This is a genomic window from Nitrosomonas limosa (assembly GCF_054188085.1).
In genome coordinates this window covers 1,027,124-1,041,138 of record NZ_CM135180.1, presented here as the reverse complement: position 1 = coordinate 1,041,138, position 14,015 = coordinate 1,027,124, and the positions used below count along the sequence as shown (strand labels likewise).

Genomic DNA, 14,015 nt, shown 5'->3' with positions numbered 1-14,015 from the left:
AAATCAAGCTTGCAATGTTACCCAGCTTACCTCGCATTCTCCCGATTCTGTTGCTACAAAGGCCGATTCCTCGGTGATCGTGACGGAAATATCCATCGTTCGTTGTGCCAGTGTTGCGAGTATCTGGATCTGAGACCATTGAAACTGGAAAATGGCGGCGGTCAGTGGAGCGAATTTTGCTTGTTCTTGCATCCACCAGACATTCGATTTGGAATTGAAACTGTACACTTTGACCGTTTGTGCGATGCGGGTGGCTTTCTTGATGCGATCCGGGTCGGGTTCGCCGACGTCGATCCACACGCCGATCCGACCATCCGCAGTATGAGTCCATAGATCGGGTTCTTCCGCGGTACTCAAGCCTTTGGTGAATAACAGCGATTCCTCGGCATTGATGCAAAACGCGAGCATGCGCACCATCATGCGCTCAATCGTTTCGGACGGGTGTTGGGCAACGGTCAGGCTGAGCGTGTCGTAATAATTGCGATTGAGATCGGTCAGCGCAATTTTGAATTTATAAATGGTCGGTTTTAAGGCCACAGGTTCACCGAAGCGTGATTAATTCAGCCACTTATTGTTGCGGATCATTCAATCCCTTGTGATCTCAAATAATCCTCGTAATTGCCCTTGAAGTCTTTGATACCATCCGGTGTCATTTCGAGGATGCGCGTGGCCAGCGAGGAGACGAATTCGCGGTCGTGGGAGATGAAAATCAGCGTGCCGGTATATTTCTCCAATGCGCTGTTTAGCGATTCAATCGACTCCATGTCCAAATGGTTGGTCGGTTCGTCCATTAGCAACACATTCGGTTTCTGCAGGATCAGCTTGCCGAACAACATGCGGCCTTGTTCGCCGCCGGAAATCACGCGCGTGGATTTTTTCACATCGTCGCCGGAGAACAATAACCGCCCCAGCGTACCGCGAATCGTTTGATCGTCGTCGCTACCTTTTCGCCACTGGTCCATCCATTCGGTCAGCGACATGTCTTCGGCGAAATCCGCCGCATGGTCTTGCGGGAAATAGCCGGGATTTGCTTTATCGGTCCATTTGATCTCGCCACTATCCGGTATCAAATCACCTGCTAGGCAGCGCAGCAGCGTGGTCTTGCCGATACCGTTCGGACCGATGATCGCAACTTTCTCACCGGCCTCGATATTCAGGCTGAAATCCTCGAACAGCGGTTTATCCATGCCGGGGAAAGCTTTGCTAATGGCTTGGATGGAAACCGCCAGGCGATGCAATTTTTCCTTTTCGTGATATTCAAAGCGGATGAACGGATACTGGCGGCTGGACGGTTTGACGTCTTCCAGCTTGATTTTCTCTATCTGCCGCGCGCGGCTGGTGGCTTGCCGGGCTTTCGACGCATTGGCGGAAAAACGGCTGACAAACGATTGCAAATCGGCAATCTGCGCTTTCTTCTTGGCGTTATCGGCCAGCATGCGTTCGCGCACCTGAGTCGAAGCGGTCATGTAATCGTCGTAGTTGCCGGGATAAATGCGTAATTCGCCGTAATCCAGATCGGCCATGTGCGTGCACACGCTGTTCAAAAAATGCCGGTCGTGGGAAATGATGATAATGGTGTTCTTGCTGTCGTTGATCACATCTTCCAACCAGCGGATGGTATTGATATCGAGGTTATTGGTTGGCTCGTCGAGCAGCAGAATATCGGGATTGGAAAACAACGCCTGCGCCAATAACACGCGCAACTTGTAACCCGGCGCAATGGCGCTCATCAAATCCTGATGCTGAGAAGAGGGGATGCCGACGCCAAGCAACAGCTCCCCGGCACGCGCTTCCGCCGAATAACCGTCGAGCTCGGCAAACTCGGATTCCAGCCCGGCAGCGTGCATATAATCGTCTTCGGTGGCGTCCGGATTGGCGTAAATGGCGTCGCGCTCCTGCTTGATGCGCCATAGCTCCGCGTGTCCCATCATCACCGTGTCGATCACCAGATACTCTTCAAACGCGAACTGATCCTGCCGCAGCTTGCCCACCCGTTCGCCGCTATCGACCGAAACATTCCCGGCCGTCGGCTCCAGATCCCCGCCGAGAATCTTCATGAACGTCGACTTACCGCAACCGTTCGCACCGATCAACCCATAGCGATTACCCCCGCCAAATTTGACGGAAACATTTTCAAACAACGGCTTGGCGCCGAATTGCATGGTGATATTGGCGGTTGTGATCAAAACGAGTACCTGCGGATGATGGTTACAAGAAAGGGGCGCACATTCTAAACGTTTTTCGAGGGGATTGCTGGGGTATGGCGGGTGTTGATATCAATTGTATGAAACAATGATTGAGGGTTATGCTTTGCAAGTATGGAATTTTTAGAATGAATCTAATACCTTCTAGCAAGATCTTGCGATGAAATTTAAAACGATGGTGATTTTATAAAAAATAATAAGATAGAATGTGTTTTATGGGTTTGAGTATTACAACTAATGTAATTTATTGCATCATCTTGGATGTTCAGTTGTAACTATGTATCAAATGGATAAATCAGAGCAACTCGCCCAGCAGTACCTTCGTTCGCTAAACATCGGAACCGTTATCTACGAGCCTGATGGCAACATTCCGCCTGATTTCGCCGTCGGTGGACGCATCGCCGTCGAGGTGCGTCGCCTTAATCAGAATTTCGAGTTCGACGATGGGTCGCGACAAGGATTGGAACAGCTTGAAATTCCGCTGTGGAACAGATTCAAGTCATTTCTGCCGTTGCTTGGACCATCACTGAATGGCGAGTGCTGGTATGTTGGTTTGGATTTTCGCCGTCCGTTGGAGAAATGGAAGACACTAGAACCTTTGCTGCGATCGCAGTTGCGCGCATTTATGTCCCAACCATTGCGGGAGCAGACGACGCTTCATGTGACATCAAATTTGAACCTCGACCTCATTCGTTCGAGTAAGGATCATGGCACCTTCTTCTTGCTCGGTGCTAGTAGTGACGATGATTCGGGAGGCTGGATTATGGCAGAGATCGAGCGCAACCTGCGGCTATGCATCGCCGAGAAGGAAAAGAAGATCGAACCTTACCGTTCCAATTACTCGGCTTGGTGGCTTGTTCTGCCTGATTACATCGACTACGCAATGGAAGATAAAGATCGATCCGTCTTCCGATCGGAAGTTATGCCAAGAATCCCTCACCGCTTCGACAGGATCGTGTTACTTGATCCCCGAGATTATCGGCGCGCAGTTGAGGTCTGAATAATCAATGAAATCGGACTCCAGTGATTATCTTACGTTGGTGAATCCATCCAAGGGTTAATGATTGTAACGATGCAGCTGGTGAAGTCTTTAACCCAGCCGAAAGTGTTCCGCCGAATGAGCGTGATAACAGAACCAGGTACCGGGTCTTGCATTAACACATTTTGCCAAGATCAGCAGATGGATTGAATCGAATCCGAGAACCCCAGTTGAATATCAGGTTTAAGGAATCAACAACATGCAATACTTCTAGAATTTTGAGTTGGCTGATGTTTCGCCACAGATGCTTATATGAACTTATTGATAATTCTTATGCAAGACTTATAATAGTGCTCATGAATGCGATCATCTGGAAAACGAAGGCGATCAAGCAAGTGCTGAAACTGCAGCGGCAAACGGCGCAAATCATTCGCGATGTGATCGAAGAAAAACTCTCTGTTTTTCCTGATTGCACAGGTGTCAAGAAACTGACCAATCATCAATTTCAATATCGCCTTCGCATCGGGAATCATAGAGTTTTCTTTGATTTCGATGGGGAAATTCATATCGTCAGCATTGAAGAGGTGAAAAAACGCGATGAAACCACTTACTAATTATCAAACAATCAATGATTCGAAAGGTCGTCCGGCTTTTGTTGTAATCCCTTACGCGGATTTTGTTCATTCCCAAGCCTATGTGCCCAAAGATGGTGTGCCGCATGCGGTCGTCAGTAAAGCCATTGACGGCATGAGCATGCTCGCCGCTTGGCGCGAATACTTGATGCTGACACAAGAAGAAATGGCGCAGCGCATGAGTATCACGCAAGCCGGTTATGCCCAGATCGAAGCCGCCAAGCGCCCGCGTAAGGCAACGCTCGAAAAAGCCGCCGCTGCTATGGGTATTACACTGGAACAGTTGGCGTATTGAGGGGGCTACGGCGCGGTAGAGGTAGATTGAATCAAAAGGGCCTGACCCTTTTGATTGTAGACTAACAGATTACGTCTGTTAGTCTAGAGTCTTACAAATAATGAAAAACACCCATCAATGAAACTCCGCCAGCCGCATAGATGAGCGGGCTATCCCAGGTGTGGGGAGAAAATGCCTCGGCTAGCGTAATCAGGATCGGCATGACCAGCAGCGCGGCAACAAGCTGAGTCGCACTGAAATATTGTTGAAACGCCAGTATTGCAATCATCGTTGTCACAAAAACGCAAGCGCTGCCGAGATAGCTTCGCACATACCTTTGCTGGGTAAAAAGCGCATAAGTGCTATATTTTTTCTTGCCGAATCGTATGCCGACCGGTTCCGCAAGCCCATCGCCGACGCCGTTGGCAATGATGATGATCATCACGAGCGGCAGCATTTCACGGCTTTCGAAATAAACCAGCAACGGGATCAGTACCAGGTAACTGGCAATAAACTGGGTGTATAACCAGATCAAGGTGAATGGCCGGTCTTCCGGTCGATCAAACGAGCTGAACATGACCGAAAGCACCCGGAAGTTATTTCGCAAGGGTTTGATGAAGCATGTCAGGAAAACAAATGCGCAGATTAAATCGATGAGAAATGTTGCCGGGCTGTACGGGTATTCAATGATTAATGACAGTAACGAAGGCAGAAAGAAGAATGCGAAATGGTTAACTTTGCGCGTGTAGTTAACTTTAACATTGCAATGGATGACCAGTAATCCGCACGCATAATGAATCAAAAACAGTAACGCGTAGAAAATGGCGTGATGCACCCAGAATTCGAAGGGAATCGGCATGTGCGAATGGACTATGGCTTCATCAGCTTAATCGCGATAACGTTTTTCAGTACCGCATTGTAGCTGAATATCGGAGCTTGACCGGTTAGATAAACGTATTGAGAACACCAGGAACAGGTCGCAGGCAAATTAAGAAATTCAATTAAGATATAAAAGTTTCTGAGCGTCACCCAACGCAGCAAATCGCTTGCGCAGGCAACGAATCAGCGTTTCCTTAGGTGCGGGGAATGATTCCCGCTTTCTTGCACGCCGGTCTCGATAAAATAGAATCCAAGTACCGCGCCACCTCGCGATAGGGCGAAAAATCGAATTCGCCGCCCAGCGCATAGGACAAAACACCCGCCATATTGATATCTGCGACGGTAAATTTGTCGGTCACCAGGAAGTCTTTACCGGCGAGATGGTTGTTCAATACTTCAAGCGGTTTTTTCAGTTTCTTCTCAGCCGCCTGGATGATGTCCGGGTTTCTAGCTTTCGCATCAATAACCTTGCGGTGCACAATAAGATCCACGCAGGCAGTTTCCATTTGAGTGACGGCAAACAGGCTCCACTTGTAGATCAGCGCTTCGTCTTCCAGCCGGTCCGCCCACAGCTTCCCCGCGCCGTATTTTCTCGCCAGATAAAAATTAATCGCCACCGCTTCGGTCAGCACCAGATCGCCATCGACCAGCGTGGGCACCTGCGTCAGCGGATTCAGCTTTAAATACTCGGGCGAATTTTTCTCTTTCTCGAATGGGTTGATCCTGACATGCTGAAAATCCAGGCCAAGCTCCGTCAGCGTGAACAAACCATATTTCGCGCGTGACCATTCAATGCCATAGAGAGTAATAATGTTTTCACCTTATTGCATCACGGACTGATTATTGCATTTTAGCGGGGTTGTTATGGTGGATGTTGATTCGCAGATTCGATGATCCATTGCACGGGCGGAAGTTGGGGGATATGCTTTGCAAGCATAGTTTTTGGCAATATAAAAATTAGGAAAAAATGAATCTAGCGAATTTTGATATTACTTAATGCTACTTTTAAGACAAATAGTATATCGCGTCATTTCGGATGTTTAATTCTTTCAGTTTTGATTGGCTCCTCAATCTCTTCTTGAGAGGTAAGTTGATTAGTAATTAGTAGCTTGATGAGCTGAAATTAAAATTTCGTTACTTGTGGTGGAGTTTCTTGGGAGAAAAAATTTGAATGAATCAAAACGCATAAAAAGATTCCGTAACCAGATAATCAATGAAATTCCTAAATTTCCCAATGACAGGAAAACGAAGGAAATACTTGAAAATATGCCGCTGGTAACTTTATTCGTTCACTATCTAAATTGGATAAGTCGTTATGTCTCTATAAAACCCAGAAAAGTAATTATAGAATCAGCTGTAACAAATGATCAGCGTTGGAGTTTACTCAAGCATCAAGTTGAAATTGTTTTGGAAAAAGCCCGCTCTGGTGAAGATTTGACGCCATACCTCTCGATTCAACCTCATTCAAGGGGATACAGTCCAAAAACATCAATACTTGCTTCCACTGTTGATTCATGGGTAGATAAAGATTTTCTACTGAACGTAATGGGGTTTCATCATTTTCATTTGGGTACGAAACTAGAGAGCGCAGGGCACATCGAGAGAACAGATGATGTGCTATTTGCCCGAGTTAATCGTGAAAAATTTACTGCAATTGGCATCTTTGATCACTCCGTTTTTGAATCAATAGATAATGGAATGAATGATGAAAGAAAACGACTTTGGGAAATCTTCGATGAGCATACAAGTCAAGGAGTTCCTGAAGGTTCAATTTTTATGTCGCCACCCATAGCCGCTTCTGGTCACCCGCTTCATTTGGTCAAATTGGCTCAGGAATATTACAGGGTAATTCTCGAAGTCGATCCAAAGATTAATGAACCAGAGTTTTTGCGAGAGTTGTATAGAGGTCTTGATCTTGAAACTGAAGTTCCATCAAATTTAAAATTTGAGTGGATGTTAAATTTCTCAGATCTTGGTATCTACGATAAAAACCACAATAATTTTTTTGTCTTACGTAAAGGATTGAACTGAACGGACCGCATGATTCCGCTGAATGAGTGTGATGATGCTATTGAATGATAGGTTGGCACTGGTTTTATTTGACGGATCGCCCTCCGGACATCTGTCCTACAAGCTGAAAACAAGCTGCCAAAACGATAAATGCATTGCTTCCTTATCAGTTTGGATTCCGGCTCAGCTTGTAACTGATCTGATACTCAGCGCCTTCCGCTTCGATGATGAGCGACGATTCCCGGCTGTTTTCGCCTTTCTTCAACGCCGGAATCGTGGCGGTGAAGGGGCCGTCGTCGTCATCGCCGCTATCCAGTTCGAACACGGTAATGTTGAGCCGGTCGTTGAATGCGGTGTTTTTCGGGTAGTAGGAGTTGAGCATCCGCCGTTCGTCGTCGTCGAAATCTTCGTCGGTGAAGTCGAGGAAGTTGGTGGCCATGTCGTCGGCGGTCATCGTGAGGTGAATTTCGTCCGCGCCGAGGCCGCTTTGGTCTTCGATACTGTAGATTTCCAGGTGATTCAGGTAGGAAATGCTGTAGCGATAGCCCGCCAGGAATTCGAAATCCGTTAACTGGCTGCGTTCCAGCAGCATGTAAACATCCTTGATGTCGGCGGCGCGGTGTTTCGCCTACGGCATCGGTGCGTTGTTTCGGAAAGCAGATGTGATCCAGCCGCTCTTTCAATCCCGCCAGTAAACCCGCGAAAGGCGGAAGCTGAAAGCATTCCGCCGAATGAGTGTGATATCTCATGTTGCTGCTTATTACAAACATTTACAGGAAAAACGCGGGTTACTGAAAATCCAAGCATTATGCGCAGTTATGCGCAAAATACTGCATGCAATTTACGGTCTGTTACGCGGCAAACAGCCTTTCGACGGCCGTATGTTTTTCCGTATGGAAACAGCATGGCTTCTTAAAAATCAATTGCAAAAGAGAGAGTATCTACATTCAGTCTCGATTCAGTTCATGGGGAACAGAATCATCCACAACATCAGAACGATTGGACATCGGCTGACGGGAATAGCAAAGAAATTGAGCGAAAAAAGATTTTTGAGGAGAAACACCATGAACACCAGAAAGATACTGATCATCGCCGCAGTCATCGGCATGTTTTTGCTTGGCGGATGCGTTGCCACGCCATACTACGGCGGCGCTGGCTACTATCGTACCACCGCCCACGGTTATGGTTATCAGCCTTATGCGGCTTATGGCTACCGGAGTATTCCGCGTTACGGCGTGCCGAATTACACCATCGGCGGCCGCATTCATCTGCACGGCGGCCACAAACATGGCATCGGCGGACACCGGCATTGGGGCGGACACAAGCATCACGGCGGTCACGGCAGGGGGCATCGAGGGCATCGTTGGTGAAGCTATGCTTTTTCTCAAATAAGCCCGCTAATTCTGGCGGGTTTATTTTTTTAGAGGCTTCTGATTTGTAACTAATTCTGAATCTAGATTTTGATAGTGTGGTGTCAAAGCCAGCTTAAAATTATCAATCAGCCCTCAGTAAAAATTCTCGTACAATACAATTGATAAAAATGACAGCTTCAGTCGGTTGTCGCGATGTTTTAATTTCTTTGAAAAGATAGCTTTGTTACATTAATTCTGCATTTTTTCTTAGTCAGTTTTTATTATTAATATGATGTTTCAAAGCCAATAAATTATGCTGGAATTACGTAATATTACCAAGGGTTATGCCCAAGGCCGGAAGGTGCTGACCAATTTGAGCTACACGCTGAACGCAGGCGAGTATGTTGCCGTCATGGGCGAATCGGGGGTGGGCAAGTCGACGTTGTTGAATCTGATCGCCGGTCTGGACACGCCGGATTCGGGTGAGATTGTGATCAATGGCACGGCGATTTCGTCCCTTGATGACGATGCGGCGACGCGATTGCGGCGTGAGCAGTTTGGGTTTGTTTTTCAGGCGTTTCATGTGTTGCCGCATCTGACGCTGGCGCAGAATATCGCGTTGCCGCTGCTGTTGAACGGCGACACCACGGAGCGTGTTGAACCGATGCTGAAGCAAGTCGGTTTGCAAGGTCGTGGCGGCGATTTTCCGCGGCAGTTGTCGGGTGGTGAACTGCAGCGTGTGGCGATTGCGCGGGCGTTGATACACCGGCCCAAGCTGGTGCTGGCGGACGAGCCGACCGGCAACCTCGACCCGGATACGGCACATGAAATTTTGCATTTGATCCGCAACGAGATCAAAGCCAACGGCGCGATGGGCATACTGGTAACGCACTCGCATGCAGCCGCGGCGACGGCGGATCGGGTACTGCAATTGACCAAAGAGGGTTTGCAGCCGGCTAGATCAGGAAACGAGGCATGAGCACGGCGACGATATCGCGCTGGTTGCTGTGGGGCGAGTGGCGCTCGCACTGGTTGCAATTTTTGGTGGCGCTGACCGCGATCGGCATCGGCGTGGCGATGGCGTTTTCGATTCATTTGATCAATACCGCCGCGTTCAACGAATTTTCCGCAGCCAGCAAAAGCTTGTCCGGGCAATCCGATTTGCAAGTGCAAAGCCGTAGCGGTTTTTTCGATGAAATGCTGTATCCGCGGCTCGCCGGTTATCCCGGGGTGCAGTTGGCCAATCCGGTGCTGGAGTTGGATGTGACGGTGCCCGGCAAGCAGCAGAGCCGCAACGATCACCGCTTGAAAATCATCGGTATCGATATGCTGCGGGCGATGGCGATTGCGCCGGATTTAATCGGATTACCGGAAGAGGGTAAGTCGTTGGACCGGTTGGCCAGCGATACCATTTTTCTGTCACCGGCAGCGATGGAGTGGTTGCAAGTAAAGCAGCATGAATACTTAGAACTGCATGCTGGGCTGGAAACGATTACGCTGCGCGTGGCCGGTGGTTTGGTACGAGCGCGGGCCGGGCAGCGTCTCGCAGTGATGGATATCGGTGCGATGCAGTGGCGTTTTCAGCAACTGGGTGTGTTGTCGCGCATAGAATTGAAGCTGGAAAATGGCGTCAATCATGCAGCATTTAAGGCAAGGTTGGCCGATGAGCTGGGCGAAGCGTTCGTCGTTACCGAACAAACCGATCAGGAAAAACGCATTGCCAATATGTCGCGCGCTTATCGCGTTAATTTGAACATGCTGGCCCTGGTGGCGCTGTTTACCGGTACATTCCTGGTATTTTCTACACAAGCGCTGTCGGTGGTGCGGCGGCGCCAGCAATTTGCATTGTTGCGGGTGCTGGGGTTGACTCGCCGGCAGTTGTTGCGGCAGGTAATTACCGAAGGACTGCTGCTTGGGGTGATTGGCTCAGGGTTGGGGTTGCTGCTGGGTTATGGCGTGGCAGTATCGGCGATTCGAATGCTCGGCGGTGACTTGGGCACCAACTTTTTTCCCGGTGTAAAACCGAGCATATATTTGGATCCGCTGCTGGCATTGTTGTTTTTCGGTGTCGGCGTGACCGTGACGTTGCTGGGCAATATCTTGCCGGCATTGGAAGCATCGCGCGCCAGACCGGCATTGGCACTGCGTTCCGGCAGTGAGGATATAGCAATGGCGGCATTATCGGTACCGTGGTATGCGCTGGCTTGCTTGGCAGTTGCATTACTGTTTACGCAATTGCCATCCATTTTTGAACTGCCGATTTTCGGATATCTGGCCATTTCGCTGCTGCTGATTGGTGGCATTGCACTGATGCCATACTTGACCGGCCAAGTGTTTTTGCGCTTGCTGCGGTATCAACCGGATAAACCGGGGGTGGTCGGTATGCTGGCGATTGCACGGCTTGCCAATGCGCCCAATCAAGCGGCTGTCGCGCTCGGCGGCATTCTGGCGAGCTTTAGCTTGATGGTGGCTATGGCGATTATGGTTGCGAGTTTCCGCACTTCAATCGACCATTGGCTGGAACAAGTGTTGCCGGCGGATTTATACGTGCGTACCGCGGTAAGCGGTGATCAGGGCGGATTCCCAACCGATGTGCAACAGCAGATTAAAACGATGCCTGGTTTTCAGCGTGTCGATTTGTTTCGCACCCGGCAATTGACACTGGATCCAAACCGGCCGGATATTACCTTGTTTGCCCGTCCGGTGGATCGCGTGGATCCGCGCAATACGCTGCCGATGACCGACGATATGCTGACACCGGGAACGATTCCGGATGACGTCATGCCGGTTTGGGTTTCGGAAGCGATGGTGGATTTGTATGGTTATAAAACCGGCGATCGTATCCGGTTACCGGTGGGCGAATCGCTCAACGAGTTTCTGGTGGCTGGGATTTGGCGGGACTATGGCCGCCAATTCGGTGCGGTGCAAATGCTGCTGACCGATTATCAGGCGCTGACCGGTGATGTAAGCGTCAATACCGTGGCGGCCTGGTTACAGCCTGGCGTTACCGCCGATCAAGCCATCGCGGCATTGCGCCAACTGCCGTTCGGCTCTGCTTTGGAAATTTCGAGTTCGAGTGACATGCGTGCATTGAGCCTGGAGATTTTTGACCGCAGTTTCGCGGTGACCTATTTGCTGGAAATGATCGCGGTGGTAATCGGCTTGCTCGGCGTCGCCGCAAGTTTTTCCGCGCAAATTCTAGCGCGTATTAAGGAATTCGGGATGTTGCGGCATATCGGTGTGCTGCGGCGGCAGGTTTTAATGTTATTGGCTGTGGAAGGCGGGTTGTTGTCGTCACTCGGTATCGTGCTGGGTTTTTTACTGGGCTGGGCGATTAGTTTGATTCTGGTGTTTATTGTAAATCCGCAATCCTTTCATTGGACCATGGCGATTCATATGCCATGGCCGTGGCTGTTTTCGGTTGCCGTGATTTTGCTGATTTCCGCTGCTTTGACTGCGGTAGTGTCAGGGCGACGGGCGGTTTCGGCGCAAGTGATTCGTGCAGTACGGGAGGATTGGTGATGATACGCAAAAAAACGATCAGTCCATGGATTGCGTTGTTGCTGCTTGTTCTTAATGTGATCGGGCTGGATGCGCTTGCTCAATCGAGCCGGTTGAAGCCGGTTACGCCCGATTGTCAGCTTAGGTTTCCGCATGATTTAGGTGCGCATGAAGATTTTCGCATCGAATGGTGGTATATCACCGGTTGGCTGGAAACGGAAGACCGCAAGCCGCTTGGGTTTCAAGTGACTTTTTTCCGTTATGCGACGGATGTGAATCATGACAACCCCAGCCGCTTCGCCGCCAAGTATCTGATTATCGCGCATTTGGCGCTGTCCGATCCAGCGGTTGGCAAGCTGATGCATCGCGAACGGACGGTGCGTGAAGGTTTTGGATTTGCTTACAGCAAGCCGGGCGATACCGATGTGAAGCTCGATGATTGGACGCTGGTGCGTCAAGCCGATGGCCAGTATGTCGTCGATATGCAGGATGAGGGATTCGGTTTACGGCTGTCGCTGATCCCGACACAAAGCCCGATGCTGCAAGATCAGAATGGTTTTTCGCGCAAAGGACCGAAACCCGAGCAAGCCAGTTATTACTACAGCGAACCGCATTTGAGTGTAAGCGGCACGGTGCTTCGCGATGGTAAACCGGTTGCGGTTAAAGGCAGTGCCTGGCTGGATCACGAATGGTCAACCGCATATCTTGACCCAGATGCCGATGGCTGGGATTGGGTCGGTGCCAATCTCGATGACGGTTCGGCGTTGATGGCGTTTCAAATTCGCGCCAAGCAAGGCGGAAAAGTCTGGGCGTACGCGGCTTTGCGCGATGCAGCCGGTAATATGAAGCTATTTGACCCGGAACAAGTCGATTTCACGCCGGTACGCACCTGGCAATCGACACTTACTGAAGGGGTGTATCCGGTTGAGATGCGTGTTCGTACCGGCGACATCGAATGGCATTTGAAGCCGCTGATCGACGATCAGGAATTGGATTCTCGTCAATCAACCGCGACAGTCTATTGGGAAGGAGCAGTAACTTTATTTAAAGACGAGCAGCCGGTAGGGCGCGGTTATTTGGAACTGACCGGCTATGCGAAAGCCTTATCACTGTAAGACCTCTTGCACATCTTTGGTGTTGGGAAATAGGAAGTCTAACAAGAGCATTTCAGATGAAAGAAAATAGGATGACATTAGTTTTTTGCGAATTTTCGGGATATCCACAATTTCAACACTTTCATTGTTGTTAAATGTGAGTTAGAATCGACGGACGCAGTGATCTGGAATACTGGATGATTGCGGATAAATTACTCGGTTCTAGTTGCAGAATTTGCTTTAATAGTAAGTCTGGGGAACAGAGATTGGATTCACAATCATAATTTTATGATCGTGCAAGAAGGGAGCTGATGAATTCATCGGCATTAGTTTTGTTAATGGAATCGTAAATAAGGAGATTAGAATGGCCGAAGTAAATAGAAGAGAAACAGATGCACAAGTTCTGAGATTGTTCTTCATTTCTACCGCAGCTTTTGTCGCTATTGGTGCCGTAGTTTACTTTGTTTTATAGACTGAAATATTTTCAGTGCCCTTAGGTAGTTAAGTTTTATGTTGTGTCACGCAGTTAAAACGATTGCTACCTGATATAAATGAAAAAAACAGGGCTGAATCAGTCAAATGTTTTTAAAAATAATAATTAAAATGCTCAATTATCAGTAAATTTATTTCTGATAATTGGGCATTTCATTTTTCAGCCGACATTACCCTGATTCGATTAAACGGCTAATCTTCTATACAAGCTTCTTCTGGTGAAGTTTGCTCCTAAAAAAATCAAACGGCCTTTCCTGAATTGATTAATTTTTCCAGATTGTTGATCCATTTATTTTTTTAACTCATTTGGATCAATAACGATCGACTCAGAGTTTAGAAAAAGCTTCGGAATAGTCAGGCAGGTTCGTTGCTGTCAATCAACAACTTCGAATCCAGCATCAATAATCGCTTCTTTAAGTTCCTCGAGTTTTGTTACCGCTGAGTTGAAATGAATTGTTGCTTGAGGAGGCTCGAGCGTTGCTTCAATCTGAGCAACGCCCGGAACGTTCAAAAGGACGTTTCTTATGCTGTTGACGCAGCCCATGCAGGTCATGCCTTTGATTTTAATGGTAGCTATTTCCATAATTATAATTTTCCT

At 48.7% G+C, this 14,015-nt stretch carries 14 protein-coding genes; 8 read left to right on the top strand and 6 right to left on the bottom strand.

All coding sequences use genetic code 11. The annotated features are described in order from the left end of the window. Positions 1–3: 3 nt before the first annotated feature. Both ACV7NC_RS04650 and ACV7NC_RS04645 read right to left on the bottom strand, forming a co-directional pair. Positions 4–537 (bottom strand): YaeQ family protein, encoded by a 534-nt coding sequence (locus ACV7NC_RS04650; RefSeq protein WP_458154307.1) that lies wholly within the window; start codon positions 535–537, stop codon positions 4–6. Between the two features lie 44 nt (positions 538–581). Further along, complete coding sequence (locus tag ACV7NC_RS04645; RefSeq protein ID WP_458154306.1) at positions 582–2,186, bottom strand: ABC-F family ATPase; 1,605 nt, start codon at positions 2,184–2,186, stop codon at positions 582–584. A 304-nt stretch (positions 2,187–2,490) separates the two neighbouring features. Between ACV7NC_RS04645 and ACV7NC_RS04640 the strand changes: the two genes are divergently transcribed. The 3 genes from ACV7NC_RS04640 to ACV7NC_RS04630 all read left to right on the top strand — a co-directional run bounded on the left by ACV7NC_RS04640 (position 2,491) and on the right by ACV7NC_RS04630 (position 4,110). Beyond that, positions 2,491–3,204: a hypothetical protein gene (locus ACV7NC_RS04640; protein WP_458154305.1), complete on the top strand. Its 714-nt coding sequence runs from the start codon at positions 2,491–2,493 to the stop codon at positions 3,202–3,204. 257 nt (positions 3,205–3,461) lie between these two features. Continuing rightward, a complete protein-coding gene (locus ACV7NC_RS04635) occupies positions 3,462–3,797 on the top strand; it encodes a type II toxin-antitoxin system RelE family toxin (RefSeq protein ID WP_458154304.1) in 336 nt (111 codons plus the stop codon). Further along, entirely contained in the window at positions 3,781–4,110 is a 330-nt protein-coding gene (locus tag ACV7NC_RS04630; RefSeq protein WP_458154303.1) for a helix-turn-helix domain-containing protein, read from the top strand. The genes ACV7NC_RS04635 and ACV7NC_RS04630 overlap by 17 nt, the downstream gene beginning before the upstream one ends. Positions 4,111–4,201: 91 nt before the next feature. Here the strand turns inward: ACV7NC_RS04630 and ACV7NC_RS04625 are convergent, their stop codons facing one another. Then, positions 4,202–4,948: a hypothetical protein gene (locus tag ACV7NC_RS04625; protein ID WP_458154302.1), complete on the bottom strand. Its 747-nt coding sequence runs from the start codon at positions 4,946–4,948 to the stop codon at positions 4,202–4,204. Between the two features lie 214 nt (positions 4,949–5,162). Continuing rightward, a complete protein-coding gene (locus ACV7NC_RS04620) occupies positions 5,163–5,762 on the bottom strand; it encodes a glutathione S-transferase family protein (RefSeq protein ID WP_458154837.1) in 600 nt (199 codons plus the stop codon). 373 nt (positions 5,763–6,135) lie between these two features. Between ACV7NC_RS04620 and ACV7NC_RS04615 the strand changes: the two genes are divergently transcribed. Further along, a complete protein-coding gene (locus tag ACV7NC_RS04615) occupies positions 6,136–6,999 on the top strand; it encodes a hypothetical protein (RefSeq protein ID WP_458154301.1) in 864 nt (287 codons plus the stop codon). A gap of 145 nt (positions 7,000–7,144) precedes the next feature. Here the strand turns inward: ACV7NC_RS04615 and ACV7NC_RS04610 are convergent, their stop codons facing one another. Further along, on the bottom strand, positions 7,145–7,570 hold the full coding sequence (locus tag ACV7NC_RS04610) for a hypothetical protein (protein ID WP_458154300.1): 426 nt from the start codon (positions 7,568–7,570) through the stop codon (positions 7,145–7,147). A 472-nt stretch (positions 7,571–8,042) separates the two neighbouring features. On the opposite strand from ACV7NC_RS04610, the gene ACV7NC_RS04605 reads away from it, so the two are divergent. The 4 genes from ACV7NC_RS04605 (at position 8,043) to ACV7NC_RS04590 (ending at position 12,946) form a co-directional block, all read left to right on the top strand. After that, complete coding sequence (locus ACV7NC_RS04605; protein ID WP_458154299.1) at positions 8,043–8,348, top strand: hypothetical protein; 306 nt, start codon at positions 8,043–8,045, stop codon at positions 8,346–8,348. A 295-nt stretch (positions 8,349–8,643) separates the two neighbouring features. After that, the gene (locus ACV7NC_RS04600; RefSeq protein WP_458154298.1) at positions 8,644–9,309 is read left to right on the top strand and encodes an ABC transporter ATP-binding protein; all 666 of its coding nucleotides are present in this window, start codon (positions 8,644–8,646) and stop codon (positions 9,307–9,309) included. Further along, positions 9,306–11,852, top strand: a complete 2,547-nt coding sequence (locus ACV7NC_RS04595) for an FtsX-like permease family protein (protein ID WP_458154297.1) — start codon at positions 9,306–9,308, stop codon at positions 11,850–11,852. Before ACV7NC_RS04600 ends, ACV7NC_RS04595 begins: the two co-directional genes overlap by 4 nt. Next, entirely contained in the window at positions 11,852–12,946 is a 1,095-nt protein-coding gene (locus ACV7NC_RS04590; protein ID WP_458154296.1) for a lipocalin-like domain-containing protein, read from the top strand. The genes ACV7NC_RS04595 and ACV7NC_RS04590 overlap by 1 nt, the downstream gene beginning before the upstream one ends. A gap of 844 nt (positions 12,947–13,790) precedes the next feature. Here the strand turns inward: ACV7NC_RS04590 and ACV7NC_RS04585 are convergent. After that, positions 13,791–14,000 (bottom strand): heavy-metal-associated domain-containing protein, encoded by a 210-nt coding sequence (locus ACV7NC_RS04585; protein ID WP_458154295.1) that lies wholly within the window; start codon positions 13,998–14,000, stop codon positions 13,791–13,793. Between the last annotated feature and the right edge of the window lie 15 nt (positions 14,001–14,015).

Excerpts from the sequence above, each read along its gene's own strand:
- ACV7NC_RS04640 (WP_458154305.1), top strand. The coding sequence starts at position 2,491 with ATGGATAAATCAGAGCAACTCGCCCAGCAGTACCTTCGTTCGCTAAAC.
- ACV7NC_RS04630 (WP_458154303.1), top strand. The coding sequence starts at position 3,781 with ATGAAACCACTTACTAATTATCAAACAATCAATGATTCGAAAGGTCGT.
- ACV7NC_RS04625 (WP_458154302.1), bottom strand. The coding sequence starts at position 4,948 with ATGCCGATTCCCTTCGAATTCTGGGTGCATCACGCCATTTTCTACGCG.
- ACV7NC_RS04610 (WP_458154300.1), bottom strand. The coding sequence starts at position 7,570 with ATGCTGCTGGAACGCAGCCAGTTAACGGATTTCGAATTCCTGGCGGGC.
- ACV7NC_RS04605 (WP_458154299.1), top strand. The coding sequence starts at position 8,043 with ATGAACACCAGAAAGATACTGATCATCGCCGCAGTCATCGGCATGTTT.
- ACV7NC_RS04600 (WP_458154298.1), top strand. The coding sequence starts at position 8,644 with ATGCTGGAATTACGTAATATTACCAAGGGTTATGCCCAAGGCCGGAAG.
- ACV7NC_RS04595 (WP_458154297.1), top strand. The coding sequence starts at position 9,306 with ATGAGCACGGCGACGATATCGCGCTGGTTGCTGTGGGGCGAGTGGCGC.
- ACV7NC_RS04590 (WP_458154296.1), top strand. The coding sequence starts at position 11,852 with ATGATACGCAAAAAAACGATCAGTCCATGGATTGCGTTGTTGCTGCTT.
- ACV7NC_RS04585 (WP_458154295.1), bottom strand. The coding sequence starts at position 14,000 with ATGGAAATAGCTACCATTAAAATCAAAGGCATGACCTGCATGGGCTGC.